Source organism: Streptomyces sp. NPDC004126 (genome assembly GCF_050275515.1).
In the GTDB taxonomy this organism is placed as follows: Bacteria; Actinomycetota; Actinomycetes; order Streptomycetales; family Streptomycetaceae; genus Streptomyces.
The window spans coordinates 185,146-198,104 of record NZ_JBNNPF010000009.1 but is presented as its reverse complement, the minus strand read 5'-3'; the positions used below and the strand labels follow the sequence as shown (position 1 = coordinate 198,104).

General features: G+C 74.0%; 12 protein-coding genes. 4 read left to right on the top strand and 8 right to left on the bottom strand.

Going from position 1 to position 12,959, the window contains the following annotated elements:
* Positions 1-36 precede the first annotated feature (36 nt).
* Together ACQKM2_RS11775 and ACQKM2_RS11770 are read left to right on the top strand one after the other, a co-directional pair.
* Positions 37-1,308 carry a DUF4241 domain-containing protein gene (locus tag ACQKM2_RS11775; RefSeq protein ID WP_427708627.1) on the top strand — a complete coding sequence of 424 codons (1,272 nt, stop codon included), beginning with the start codon at positions 37-39 and terminating at the stop codon, positions 1,306-1,308.
* Positions 1,301-2,479, top strand: a complete 1,179-nt coding sequence (locus ACQKM2_RS11770) for a DUF4241 domain-containing protein (protein ID WP_427708625.1) — start codon at positions 1,301-1,303, stop codon at positions 2,477-2,479. Before ACQKM2_RS11775 ends, ACQKM2_RS11770 begins: the two co-directional genes overlap by 8 nt.
* On the opposite strand, the gene ACQKM2_RS11765 is transcribed toward ACQKM2_RS11770, so the two are convergent.
* Positions 2,410-3,267: an AraC family transcriptional regulator gene (locus ACQKM2_RS11765; RefSeq protein ID WP_427708623.1), complete on the bottom strand. Its 858-nt coding sequence runs from the start codon at positions 3,265-3,267 to the stop codon at positions 2,410-2,412. The two genes, ACQKM2_RS11770 and ACQKM2_RS11765, sit on opposite strands and share 70 nt — an antisense overlap.
* 110 nt (positions 3,268-3,377) lie before the next feature.
* Here ACQKM2_RS11765 and ACQKM2_RS11760 point away from each other — a divergent pair, with 110 nt between their 5' ends.
* Positions 3,378-3,749, top strand: a complete 372-nt coding sequence (locus ACQKM2_RS11760) for a cupin domain-containing protein (protein ID WP_427708621.1) — start codon at positions 3,378-3,380, stop codon at positions 3,747-3,749.
* Positions 3,750-3,849: 100 nt separating this feature from the next.
* On the opposite strand, the gene ACQKM2_RS11755 is transcribed toward ACQKM2_RS11760, so the two are convergent.
* The 4 genes from ACQKM2_RS11755 to ACQKM2_RS11740 form a co-directional block, all read right to left on the bottom strand.
* Positions 3,850-4,329: a hypothetical protein gene (locus ACQKM2_RS11755; RefSeq protein ID WP_427708619.1), complete on the bottom strand. Its 480-nt coding sequence runs from the start codon at positions 4,327-4,329 to the stop codon at positions 3,850-3,852.
* 106 nt (positions 4,330-4,435) lie between these two features.
* Complete coding sequence (locus ACQKM2_RS11750) at positions 4,436-5,296, bottom strand: TIGR03619 family F420-dependent LLM class oxidoreductase (RefSeq protein ID WP_427708618.1); 861 nt, start codon at positions 5,294-5,296, stop codon at positions 4,436-4,438.
* A 140-nt stretch (positions 5,297-5,436) separates the two neighbouring features.
* A complete protein-coding gene (locus tag ACQKM2_RS11745) occupies positions 5,437-5,766 on the bottom strand; it encodes a DHCW motif cupin fold protein (RefSeq protein WP_427708616.1) in 330 nt (109 codons plus the stop codon).
* Between the two features lie 14 nt (positions 5,767-5,780).
* A complete protein-coding gene (locus tag ACQKM2_RS11740) occupies positions 5,781-6,812 on the bottom strand; it encodes an ADP-ribosylglycohydrolase family protein (RefSeq protein WP_427708665.1) in 1,032 nt (343 codons plus the stop codon).
* 679 nt (positions 6,813-7,491) lie between these two features.
* On the opposite strand from ACQKM2_RS11740, the gene ACQKM2_RS11735 reads away from it, so the two are divergent.
* Positions 7,492-8,568 carry a tyrosine-protein phosphatase gene (locus ACQKM2_RS11735; RefSeq protein WP_427708614.1) on the top strand — a complete coding sequence of 359 codons (1,077 nt, stop codon included), beginning with the start codon at positions 7,492-7,494 and terminating at the stop codon, positions 8,566-8,568.
* A 63-nt stretch (positions 8,569-8,631) separates the two neighbouring features.
* On the opposite strand, the gene ACQKM2_RS11730 is transcribed toward ACQKM2_RS11735, so the two are convergent.
* The 3 genes from ACQKM2_RS11730 to ACQKM2_RS11720 form a co-directional block, all read right to left on the bottom strand.
* Positions 8,632-11,211, bottom strand: a complete 2,580-nt coding sequence (locus ACQKM2_RS11730; RefSeq protein WP_427708612.1) for a bifunctional FO biosynthesis protein CofGH — start codon at positions 11,209-11,211, stop codon at positions 8,632-8,634.
* Positions 11,212-11,251: 40 nt separating this feature from the next.
* A complete protein-coding gene (locus ACQKM2_RS11725; RefSeq protein ID WP_427708610.1) occupies positions 11,252-12,034 on the bottom strand; it encodes an SDR family oxidoreductase in 783 nt (260 codons plus the stop codon).
* A 126-nt stretch (positions 12,035-12,160) separates the two neighbouring features.
* Positions 12,161-12,856, bottom strand: coding sequence for a hypothetical protein (locus tag ACQKM2_RS11720; protein WP_427708608.1), 696 nt, complete (start codon positions 12,854-12,856; stop codon positions 12,161-12,163).
* Between the last annotated feature and the right edge of the window lie 103 nt (positions 12,857-12,959).

Sequence of the window (12,959 nt, the reverse complement as noted above, 5' to 3'; positions counted from 1 at the left end):
CTTGCACAGGCAACAGGACACGAGCAAGGAGCCGTCATGGTCGTCGAGGTGGGGTACGCGCAGGCGTGGGACCCGGAGGCCCGCGCGGCGTGGCGGCCGCTGACCGTCGGGGAGGCCCGGGAGCGGGACGCGGCCGGGCTGCCGTACGTGGTGGTGTATCGGACGGCGGGCCGGGCGGCGCCGCTGGAGGTCCGGCTCGTCTCCTGGCGGGACCACCACGTCGGGCTGTGGGTCTACGACGACCAGGGCCGACGTAGGTTCGACTGGGACCTGCGGCTGCTTGACGACCCGGCGCGGCTCTTCTACCGGTACTCCACCGCCTGGAGCTATCCGGACCCGGAGATGGCCGAGTTCGACCCGAAGTGCCCGCGCGTCATCCTGGACCTCTTCCCGGACGGGAGGGGCTGTCAGAACGAGGAGCCCCGGGGCTACTCGACCGCCCCCTCCCTCCGCGAGGACCAGCGGTGGATGGACCGGCCCGCCTTCGGGGAGTGGCCGTTGATCTCGGCGCAGCTGCACGGATTTGCGGAGCAGCCGGTGCTGGAGGCGGCCGAGGTCTCCGAGGGCGACGGCGGCGCGGCGCCCGCCACCTGCTGGCGGGCGCCGCGGCCCGCGCAGCCGGGTCGGATCGGCGAGCTGTTCCGGCCCGGGGTGCGGGTCACTGACGGGTACCACCCCGAGCAGACCGTCGTGGAGCCGCGCCGGGTCGGCACGCTGCGCGTGCCCAGCGGGCTGCTGGCCGTGCACGGCCCCGACAACTGCGACAAGCCTCCGGCGATAACCGTTCCCGTCCCGCCCGGGGAGTACGTGCTCGACGAGGCGCGGGTCGAGTACACCTACCACTGCGAGTGGCGGGACGCCCAGGTCGAGACCACCGACCCCACCGCCGTCCGCCTGCGGCTCGGCGAGACCCCCGCCGCGTCCTGGGAGATGGCCCTCGGCGCGGACGACGACCTCCGGATCTTCATCGAGAAGCAGATAGCCGGCTTCGACACCGACGGCGCCACCGGGTGCTTCGCCGACGCCGGGTCCTTCGAGTCGCTCCTCTCGCTCTTCGAGCGGGGGCTGATCAAGGGCGAGCCGGACCTCGACGGGTACGAGGACCTCCCCGCCGGGTCGATGTTCATCCACCGCACCTGGGACACCGCCACCGGCGGCGAGCTGATGGCCTTCGCGACGACCGGGGACGGCACCTACCCGGTCTGGCTGGGCCGTTCCGCGGCCGGCGAGCTGGTCAGCGTGGTGGTGCTGATCGAGGGGATGCCCGAGATCCTTCCGGAGCGGGACGGGGACGCCCTCCATGACTGAGGTGACCTACGAGGAGTCCTGGCACGCCGGGTCCCGTACCGGCGGGCGGGAGCTGTCCGCCGAGGAGGCGCGGGCCCGGGACGCGGCGGGGCTGCCGTACGCGGTGGTCTACCGGGAGCCGGGGCGGGAAGTGCCGGTCGGGGTGCGGATGGTGGCCTGGCGGGCGGGGACCGTTGATGTCTGGGCGTACGACGAGCAGGGCCGCCGGACCGCCGAGACGGAACTGCGGCTGAGGGAGGACGCGGGGCGGCTGCTGGTGCGGCGGCTGTTCGTGCGGCGGTATCCGGACGCGGGCACGGCGGAGTACGCGGTGGACTGCCCCCGGACGGCGGTGGAGCTGTCGGCCGAGGGCACGGCCCGGATCTCGCACCAGCCCGGCGGGATGCGGGGCGACTCCCTGGAGGCCGAGGTGGCGGTGGCGGACGGGGACCTGTGGACGGCCCGGCCGGGGTTCGACGACTGGGCGGGACTGCCCGTCGCGGACGTGCTCCCGGAGTGGGTGGGCGTGCTGCCCGACGCGGAGGCGGCCGGCTGGCGGCGGGAGCCGTCGCGGCTGCGCGGGACGGTCGACTTCGACCGGGTGTTCCGGCCCGGGACGGAGCTCCCGGGGCTGAAGGTCCTCGACCCGGTGCCGTGCGGGAGCGTGCGCGTGCCGAGCGGGGTGCTGGCCGTGGCCTGCCCGGACACGGGGGAGGGGCTGTCCCGGATCACGGTGGAGGTGCCGCCGGGCACGTACCCGGTCGAGGCGGCCTGGGTCGAGGTCGGCGAGGAGTACTGGGGCTCGTACCAGGACGTCGTGGCCGTCCGGCTGCGGATCGGCGACGACCCCGTCGAGGCCTGGGAGATGGCGCTCGGGCCGGGTGACGACACGATCCGGCTGAGGGAAGGCGAGGCCTTCGGCTTCGGCACGGACGCGGCGAGCGGTGCCTTCGGTGACGCCGAGGCCTGGCCGGACCTGTGCGACCTGCTGGCGCGGGCACGGGAGGGCTGGACGAGGTCCCCCGAGTACGACCGGCTCGACAACACCGCCGCCGGCATGAACCTGGACGGCGGGAGCCTCGGCGCGGACCTGGCGCTGTTCTGCACGGGCGGCGACGGGGTCTACCCGGTGTGGGTCGGGCGGTCGGCGTCCGGCGAGGTGGTCCGGGTGACCGTGGAGACTGCCTTGTAGCGCGCGGGAGTCGTACCGACATGGCGTGTGAAGTGCCGGTGCAGATGGGCTTGGTCGTGGAATCCCACGGTCGCGGCGACCTCGGCGGGCCGGTGGCCGTCGAGGAGGAGGCGGCGTGCCCGGTCGATCCGCTTGCCGGTGAGGTAGGCGTGCGGCGGCAGGCCGTAGGTCTGCTTGAAGCAGCGGATCAGGTGTGTGGGGTGGGCGTGCAGGACGGCGGCGGCCGCGTGCAGGGACATGCCGGCGCGTATCCGTGAGTCCAGTAGTTCCCGCAGCTCGGAGGCGAGCCGGTTCGCCTCACGCCCGGGTGCGCGGGGCCGGAGCGCGTCGAGGCGGGAGTGGAGCCGTTCCCGGATGAACGCGAGGCGGGACTCGGCTTCGAACCCGTCGTCGGTATGGACGAGAGCGGCGTGCAGCTGGTGGATCCGGTGGCGCAGCAGCCCGTCGTCGATGACCGGAGCGTCCGCCGCACGGCCGGCCAGGCGCTGCGGGAGTACGGAGACGTCCAGGTAGAGGTTGCGTTTGCGGAAACCGGACGCCGTGACGGTCCGGCCGTCGTGGGGGATGCCGGGCGGCAGCAGGAGGACGCTGGCGGTGCCGGTCGCTCCGTGGCGGTGGCGGTCGAGCGCGAAGTCGACCGAACCGTCGTCAAGGATCATCAGGTCCCACGTGTCGTGGGTGTGGACCGGGTACGCGTGGTCGGTGAAGTGCGCGTGGAAGACCTCGGCGATGCCCGGGACGTGCGGCTTCCAGGCGGCGATGGACGTGGGGGGCCGGTCTCCACTCATGCCAGGAACGTACAAGACCGGCGGAGTGCGAGCGCGGCAGGCTCGTACCGCCGGCCGGAGGGGCCAGAGGAGCCGCTCCCGGTTGACCGGCCCCGAGGAGGAGGTCCCGTATGTCCGACCCTGTTGCTCCCGTCAATCTCGCCGCCAAGCTGTCGCAGTTCAGCGATCTGTGGGCGCAGAAGACGGTGGCCGTTCTCAACGACTACGAGGTCAAGCTGGCCAAGCTGAAGGGGGAGTTCGTCTGGCACACCCACGAGGACACCGATGAGCTGTTCCTGGTCATCAGCGGGCGGCTGACCATCCAGCTCAGGGACGCCGATGTGGTGCTGGAACCCGGTGAGTTGTTCGTGGTTCCGCGCGGGGTCGAACACTGCCCCGTGGCGGACGAGGAGACCGCGATCCTGTTGTTCGAACCGGCGGGAACGCTCAACACCGGCGACGCGGGCGGGTCGATGACGAAAGCGGCCGAGATCCTCGGCTGACGACCGCCACGGACAGGCCCCGGACGCCGACGCCCCGCGACCGCCGCGCGGGGGCGGCGGTGGCGGGGCGTCGGCCGGGCCGTGTGGGACGGCCGGTGGCTTACGACTTCGGGAGCGCCGGGAGGGAGGGCAGCTTGCCCGGCTCGCTCTTCTGGAAGGTGTCCTGGCCGGCGCCCTCCCACGTGACCTTCAGGGTGGTGGCGTCGACCGAGTCGACCTTGCCCTTGGAACGGGTGGCGCCCGCCGGGCACTTCAGGTCCAGGGTCTTGCCGCTCGCGGTGCCCTCGCAGGTGAGGCCGGTGGCGGCCTCGACGACGAACGCCTTCTGCCCCTTGACGGTGAGCACCACGCCCTTGCCCGGGGTCTGCATGGAGATCCAGCCGCCGTCCAGGCTGCCCGCGGCCGGCGCGCCGCCGCCCGCGCTCGGCGTGGCGGCCGGGGTGGCGGCCGGCGGGACGGAGGTGGTGGTGTCCGGCTTCTTGGTGTCGGCCGGCTTGCTGTCGCTGCCGCAGGCGGTCAGGGTGAGCAGGGCCGCGACTCCGGCTGCGGCGGCGACGGAGATACGCAGGTTGCTGTGCACGGGAAGTCCCCCAGGGGCGGTTCGGCGAAAGACGGGCCAAGTTAGCAGCCGTCCGGGCAGGCGGCGGCCACCCGCAGACACGCCGGGGCGGGGTGGTCCGGTTCCGTCAGAGGTATTGGGCGAAGTCGTCCAGGGTGCGCAGGACTTCCGCCTCCTGGGCCGAGGGGAGCTGGAGGACGACCTCCTCGATGCCCAGTTCGGCGTAGTGCCCGAGCTTGCCGGGCGTCGGCTGGACGGCGTACGGGACGACCTGGAGGGTCTTGGGGTCGCGCCCGGCTTCCTCCCAGACGCGGCGGAGTACCGGTACGGACTCGGTGAGGCCGCGGCCGCCGATGGGGAGCCAGCCGTCGGCGTGGTCGGCGATCGCGGCGAACAGCTTCGGGCCGGCCGCCCCGCCGATCATGGTGCGCGGTCCGTACAGGTGTTTCCCGGGGGCGAGTTCGCGCGGGGCCTGGACCGGCTTCGGGTGGGCGGAGCTGGCGCGGACGGAGCCGTACGGGCCCTCGTACGCGGTCGGCTCCGGCGCCCACAGGGCGCGCATCAGGGCCATGTGGTCCCGGACGCGTTCGCGGCGGGTCGGCCAGTCGACGCCGTGGTCGGCGGCCTCCTCGACGTTCCAGCCGTAGCCGATGCCGAGGGTGAGGCGGCCGCCGCTGAGGTGGTCGACGGTGGCGACCTGCTTGGCGAGGCCGATCGGGTCGTGCTGGGCGACCAGGGTGATGCCGGTGCCGAGATGGAGGCGTTCGGTGACGGCGGCGGCCTGGCCGAGGGCGACGAAGGGGTCGAGGGTACGGCCGTACTGGTCGGGGAGTTCGCCGCCCATGGGGGCGTCGGTGTCCCGGCTGACGGGGATGTGGGTGTGCTCGGGGAGGTAGAGGCCGGAGAAGCCGCGCTGCTCCAGGGCGCGGGCGAGGCGGGTGGGGGAGACGGTGCGGTCGGTGAGGAAGATGGTCGTGGCGATCCGCATGGGCGAGGGCACCTCCGAGACGTCGGGAGGGCCAAGGTACGGGCTCGGGCGTGCGGGCGGCAGGGTCTGGAGGGCGGCCCGGTCGGTGTCCGGCCCGTCCGGGCCGGTTCCGGTGGTGCGGCCGTCCCCCGTGCGGCCGGTCAGTCGACCACGAAGAGACGGGCGCCCTCCCGGGTGCTGGAGCGGTGTGCCTCCATGTCGTTTCCGACCTGGTAGCTGGTGCCCGCGGTGAGCGTGACGACCTCACCGTCCGCGAGCTCGGTGGTGAGGGACCCCTCCAGGACCAGCAGGACGTGGCCCCGGCTGCACCAGTGGTCGGCCAGGTACCCGGGGCTGTACTCCACCATCCGGACGCGCACGGAACCGAACTCGCGGGTGCGCCACGTCGCGCTCCCCGATTCGCCCTTGTGCTCCGTCGCGGGGACGGACGACCAGTCGGTGGTGCCGAAATGAATGCCTGTCATGTCCATTTAGGGAGCCTAGATCACTTCGGCCCGCCGCGCGGGTAGCGGGTCAGCCAGGCCGAGGTGGTGAGCCCGGGGCCGTGCAGGGACGGGCCGTGGGTGAGTTCCAGGGCGAAGTCGTCGGCCAGTTGCAGGAGGAGGGCGCGGCCCTCCAGTTCGGCCAGCCCGGCGGCCGGGAGGGCCGTCTCGCCGTGCAGGGCGCCGAGCAGGGCCCCGCACAGGGGGCCGGCGTGGCCGGCGGCGGCCAGGCGCAGCCCGTGCGGGACGTCCTCGGCGACCAGCGCGCAGTAGACGGCGGCGGCGAGGGCGTCCTCGGCGGTGCGGGTCCCGCCGGGGGAGAGGGCCTCGACGGCGTCGGGCCCGGGCGTGCCCCGGGTGACGGCGGTGAGGGCGCGGTGCAGGGCCTCGGTGACGGGTGCGTGGCCGGGGCGGGCGGGGAGCAGGGCGAGGGCGCGCCCGACGGCGGTGTCGAGGGAGTCGCCCCGGGTCAGGCCGTGCACGATCACGGCGAAGGCCCCGGCGGACAGGTACGCGGCGGGGTGGCCGTGGCTCTGGAGCGCGCCCTCGGCGGCCAGCTGGAGGACCAGCGAGGGCTCCCATCCGACCAGCAGCCCGAAGGGGGCCGAGCGTTCGGTGGCGGCCGCGTCCCGGGCGGTGGGGTTCTTCGGCCGGTCGAAGGTGGCGAGGGCGTCGTCGCCGAAGCCGGTCAGGCAGGCCCGGTCGGGGTCGCGGCGGGCGTAGAACCACTCCTCGTCGGCCAGCCAGCCGTTGTCCTCGCGGCGCTCGTCGGGGCCCCAGTCGTGCTGGGTGGCGTACCAGCGGCGGTAGGCGCGGTGGACGTCGGTCGGCGGGTGCCAGGTGCCGGTGTCCCGGCGCACGTGGGCCCGTATCAGGCCGTCGACGGTGAACATGGTCAGCTGCGTGGCGGCGGTGACGGCCCCCGCGCGGCCGTGCGCGTCCCCGAGCGCCCCGCCGAGCAGCACCCCGCGCACCCGGCTCCGAAAGTCCTGCTGCTCCCGCCGCCCCCACAGAACGGCCCCGGCAGCCCGCAGCCCCGCCCCTCCAACGGTCCCTCCGCCCGCGCCCGCGTCCCGGGCGGTGGCTGCCGGGGAGCCGGGCCCGGTGGCCCCGGCGGTCCCAACGGGCCCGGTGCCCGCGCCCGTGGCGGTTCCCGCGAGGCGGGCGCCCGTGCCTGCGGCGGTGGCCTCCGGGGAGCCGGACCCCGCACTCCCGGGGTGTTCCGTGTGCGCGGGTCCGGCGGTCCCGGTGTCTGTGGCCGCGGCCGCCGCCGCGAGGCCCGTGCCTGCGATGGTGGCTCCCGTGTGCCCGGCGCTCACACCCCCGGAGGGTTGGGCCGCCGCCGCGATGCCGGCGGCCGCGCGGGCCGCGCCGGCGGAGGCGGCCCGGGCCGCCCTGGCGGCGACCGGCCCGGCCGTGACGGCCCTCAGCACGGCCGTGTCCCCGGCGGAGCCGTCCGCGGAGCCACCCGTGTTCGTCGTCGTATCCATGCCGTCCCCCCCAGGCTCAGGACGCGCACTGTAGTGGACGGGTTCGGTCCTGTTCGGAAACGCTCTGGCGGGTCGCCCGTAACTGAACGGAGAACGGCCGGATGCGAACGGTTCCGGCCAGCGCCCAGCCAAGTGGCACGTTTTGCCACTCGTCTTCGACCCGGTCGTTTTCGGCCACACCTCGTTCATCCGGCGTTCGCCGCGCGCCCACAGCCTCGGAGGCATGAAGAAGGCCCTCCTCGCCGCGACCGTCGTCGCCTCCGCACTCGCCGCCTCCCTGGTCGCCGTCCCCACCGCCAACGCCTCCGACTGGGAGTGGTTCGGCAGCCACCAGGACCGCTCCGCCGTCCCCTTCACCGAGGCCACCGTCACCGCCGCCGCCGACGGCTCGTACACCCTGAAGTGGAACACCAAGGGCACCAAGCGCGTCGCGATCAAGGCCAACGGCAAGGTCGTCGCCAAGGGCGGCGCCCAGGGCCAGGCCGTCGTCAAGGGGCTGCCCGCCGCCGACCGCCAGTGGTTCGACTTCCAGCCGGACCACGGCCAGGGGCTCCGCCTCGCCGACCGCCTGATCAAGCTGGAGGGCACGGCCAACTTCCGCGACGCCGGCGGCTACCGCACCACCAACGGCCAGTGGGTCAAGATGGGCGAGGTCTACCGCTCCGACGCCCTCAACAAGCTCACCCCGAACGACCTCGCCAAGCTGGAGCGCCTCCGCGTCCGCACCGTCTTCGACCTGCGCATGCAGGACGAGCGCACCAAGGACGCCGACAAGGTCCCGGCCGGCGCGAACTACGTCGTCGCCGACGTCTTCGCGGGCTCGGGCTCCTTCCAGACCATGCCCAAGTCCCCCGACGAGGCCGTCAAGGCCATGGTCGACGCCGAGAAGACCATGGTCAGCGGCGAGGGCGGCAAGAAGGCGTACACGCAGGTCCTCGACGGCATACGCAGCGACCGCGGCCGCGCCGCGCTCTTCCACTGCACCGCCGGCAAGGACCGCACGGGCTGGGCGAACGCCACCCTGCTGACCGCCCTCGGCGTCCCCCAGGAGACGGTGATGGCCGACTACCTGGCCAGCAACGACTACCGCAAGGCCGCCAACGACGCGATCCTCTCGCACCTCCCGGCCCCGCAGGCCGCCGTCTACAAGCCGCTGCTCGACGTCCGCCCCGAGTACCTGAACGCGGGCTACGACGAGGTCAAGGCCAAGTACGGCTCCTTCGACCGCTACCTCAAGGACGGGCTCGGCATCGACGCCCGCGAGCTGCGCGAGCTGAAGAAGGACCTCCTGGTCGGCTGACCGGGAGGGAGGAGCAGGACGGAGCGGGGCCCGCCGCACCGGCGGGCCCCGCTCCCGTACGGACTACGGCTCCAGGACCGGCAGCAGCTCCGGCAGGTGGCCGTCCGAGGCGCGGGCCGCGTCCTGGCGCTCCTGCGGGACCTCCCCGTACAGGGTCGTGCGCGGCTTCGCCGGCCGGCCCGCCGCCTCTGCGACCGCGACCAGGTCCTGGACGGACTTGTACGAGCCGTAACTCGACCCCGCCATCCGGGAGATGGTCTCCTCCATCAGGGTCCCGCCCAGGTCGTTGGCCCCGGAGCGGAGCATCTCCGCCGCGCCCTCCGCGCCCAGCTTCACCCAGCTCGTCTGGATGTTGGGGATGTGCGGGTGCAGCAGCAGCCGCGCCATCGCCGTGACCGCCCGGTTGTCGCGGACCGTCGGGCCGGGCCGGGCGATGCCCGCCAGGTAGACGGGGGCGTTGGTGTGGATGAAGGGCAGCGTCACGAACTCCGTGAAGCCCCCGGTCTGCTGCTGGATGCGGGACAGGGTGCGGAAGTGGCCGAGCCAGTGCCGGGGCTGGTCCACGTGCCCGTACATCATGGTGGACGAGGAGCGGATGCCCAGCTCGTGCGCCGTCGTGACGACCTCGATCCAGTCGGCGGTGGGCAGCTTGCCCTTGGTCAGCACCCAGCGGACCTCGTCGTCCAGGATCTCCGCCGCCGTGCCCGGGATCGAGTCCAGCCCGGCCTCCTTGGCCGCCGTCAGCCAGTCCCGTACGGACATCCCGGTGCGGGTGGCGCCGTTGACGACCTCCATCGGGGAGAAGGCGTGCACGTGCATGCCCGGGACCCGTTCCTTCACGGCCCGCGCGATGTCGAAGTACGCCGTCCCCGGCAGGTCCGGGTGGATGCCGCCCTGCATGCACACCTCGACCGCGCCGACGTCCCAGGCCTGCGCCGCCCGGTCGGCGACCTGCTCCAGGGACAGGGTGTAGGCGTCGGCGTCCGTGCGGCGCTGCGCGAAGGCGCAGAAGCGGCAGCCGGTGTAGCAGACGTTGGTGAAGTTGATGTTGCGCGTGACGATGTACGTGACGTCGTCGCCCACCACCGAGCGGCGCAGGTCGTCCGCGATCCGGCACAGCGCGTCCAGCGCCGGGCCGTCCGCGTGCAGCAGGGCCAGCGCCTGGTCGTCGCCGAGCCCCTCCGGGTCGTCGGCGGCCTGTGCCAGGGCCGCCCGTACGTCGGTGTCGATGCGCTCGGGCACCATGCCCGGCGCCGCGGCCTCGCGCAGGGCCCCCCAGTCGCCGTACACCTCGTCGAAGTCCTCGCGGCGGTCGCCGGTGCGGCCCTCGGAGTCGATCGCCGTGTGCAGGTCGGTGCGCCCGTAGGAGGCGAAGGAGTCGTCCGGCTCCTGCCACGGGTGCCCCTCGACGGCGGCGTCCGGGTCGGCGAGGCCGGTCTCCGGGTCCGCGAGGGCCCGTACGTGGGGCAGCAGGCGGGGGTCCAGCCACGGCTCGCCGCGCTGCACGAACTCCGGGTACACGCAGAGGCGTTCGCGGAGCTCGAAGCCGGCCCCGGCGGACTGCTCGGCGAGCAGGTCGATCTGGGGCCAGGGCCGCTCGGGGTTGACGTGGTCCGGGGTGAGCGGGGAGACGCCGCCCCAGTCGTCGATGCCGGCGCCGATGAGGCGGGCGTACTCGCCGTCGACCAGGTTGGGCGGGGCCTGCAGGCAGGCCGAGGGGCCCATGATGTGGCGGGCGACGGCGATCGTGGCGACGAGGTCGTCCAGCTCGGCGTCCGGCATCCCGCGCATGGCCGTGTCCGGCTTCGCGCGGAAGTTCTGGATGATCAGCTCCTGGATGCCGTGGTAGGCCCGGGAGATCCGGCGCAGCGCGAAGAGCGACTCGGCGCGCTCCTCGTACGTCTCCCCGATGCCGATCAGCAGCCCGGAGGTGAAGGGGACCGAGGACCGCCCGGCGTCCTCCAGCACGCGCAGCCGGACGGCCGGCTCCTTGTCGGGGGAGCCGTGGTGCGGGCCGCCGGGCTCCGACCACAGGCGGGTGGCGGTGGTCTCCAGCATCATCCCCATGGAGGGGGCGACGGGCTTGAGGCGCTGGAAGTCCGACCAGGACATCACCCCCGGGTTGAGGTGGGGCAGCAGCCCGGTCTCCTCCAGGATGCGGATGGAGATGGCCCGCACGTAGGAGATCGTGTCGTCGTAGCCGTGCGCCTCCAGCCACTCGCGGGCCTCCGGCCAGCGGTCCTCGGGCTTGTCCCCGAGGGTGATGAGGGCTTCCTTGCAGCCGAGGGCCGCGCCGCGGCGGGCGATGTCGAGGACCTCGTCCGGGGACATGTACATCCCGTGGCCGGCGCGGCGCAGCTTGCCGGGGACGGTGGCGAAGGTGCAGTAGTGGCACTTGTCGCGGCAGAGACGGGTGAGGGGGATGAACACGCTCTTCGAGTACGTGATCACGCCCGGCCGGCCGGCGGCCGCCAGGCCCGCGTCGCGGACCCGGGCGGCGGAGGCGGTCAGGTCCTCCAGGGCCGCGCCGCGGGCCTGGAGGAGTACGGCCGCCTCGGCCGCGTCGAGCGCGACGCCGTCGCGGGCTCGCCGCAGCGCACGGCGCATCGCGTTGTCGGTCGGGGCGTCACTCGGAGTGGTCATGTGGCGAGCATACGATCCGTCCGGATGCCGGTGGAGGGCGTCATCGCATCAGCTCACCGGCGTTGACCAGCAGGGATTGGCCGGTTATCGCCCGCGCCCGGTCGGAGGCGAGGAAGACGGCGGCGTCGGCGACGTCCCCGTCGGTGGCGAGGTCGGGCAGGGCCATCCGGTCGGCCAGGCGCTGGTGGACCTCGGCCTCCGGCACGCCCTCGGTGTGGGCGGTGAAGGTGACGAAGGCCTGCACGGGCGGGCCCCACATCCAGCCGGGCAGCACGGTGTTGACGCGGATCCGGTGCGGGCCGAGCTCCCGGGCCAGGGAGTACATGGCGGAGGTCAGCGCGCCCTTGGAGGCGGCGTAGGCGGCCTGGCGGACCTCGTTGGGGGCGGCCACGGCGGACTGGGTGCCGATGAAGACGACGGAGCCGCCGCCGGCCTTGAGGGAGGGCAGGCAGGCGCGGGTCATGCGCAGGCTGCCGAGGAGGTTGACGTCGATGATCTGCTGCCAGGTCCCGAAGTCGGCGTCCTCCAGGCCGCCGAAGTACGAGTCCCAGGCGGCGACGTGGACGACGGCGTCGATGCCGCCGAAGCGCTCGGCGGCGAGCGCGGCGAGGGCCTCGCACTGCCGCTCGTCGGAGATGTCGGTGGGCAGGTGGGCGGTGTGGGTGCCGTCGGGGTCGATCTCGGCGGCGGACTTGGCCAGGTTGGCCTCGGTGCGGGCGCCGAGGACGGCGTTGCCGCCGTCGCGGACCACGGCGGCGGCCACCTGGTGGCCGAGTCCGGCCCCCACACCGGAGACGACGACGGTCTTCCCTCGCAGCAGCATCACGCGCCCCCTGGCGGTTCGGCTCGGATCAAAGGATCTGACGGGCCGTCAGGGTAGGGGCGCGGGGCGCCGGTGTGAAGGGGTGCGGGGGCCGGGGCCGGGGCCGGGAGTCGGGCGCCGCGGGGCTCAGCGGCGGCCGCTCACGTCCAGGAAGATGTTCACGGCGACCCAGGTGGCCCAGAGCAGCGGGATGATCGCCACGTAGGCGAGCGGCCGCGCGTGCACCGGCGGGCCCTCCTCCAGCGGCTGCCGGCCCGGCGCGGGCGTGGGCTCCGGGAGCCCCGCGTACTTCATCGCCGCGAACAGGTTCCACAGCAGGGTGAACGGCGTGAAGATCACCAGGGAGATCGGGCTCCACCAGCCCTGGCACAGGGTCTTGGTGGTCATGGTGCGGATCAGCGACCGGGCGCACCGGCGGCAGAACGGGCCGTTGAGGGTGTGGAAGCGCATCAGGATCAGTACGCCGACGTGCGCGCGCACCGCGAAGTTCGCCGTCTCCGCGGCCCCGCACTGGCGGCAGCCCGGCGCCGGGGCGTGCGGGTGCGGGTAGGGGGCGGCGTACTGCGGGTGCTGCGCCTGCTGCGGGTAGCCCGGGGCGGGGTAGCCCGGGGTGGGGTAGCCCGGGGTCGGGTGGCCCTGGCCCGGGTGGCCGCCGGGGCCCGGCTGCTGCCCGTACGGGTTCTGCCCCGCGCCCGGCTGCTGCCCGTACGGGTTCGCGCCCGCCTGGGGCTGCCCGTACGGGTTCGCGCCCGCCGGGGCGCCGGGGTGCGGGCCGGGCGGGACGGGGGCTCCGGAGTAGGGGTTGGGCGGCGGAGTGCTCATGGGAGGGCCTTCGGGATCGGCGGCGGCAGGCAACGGCGACCGGCGGGACCCCCGGACCGGTTCCGCTTCCGGATCCGGATCCGGAACCGATTCCGTTTCCGCT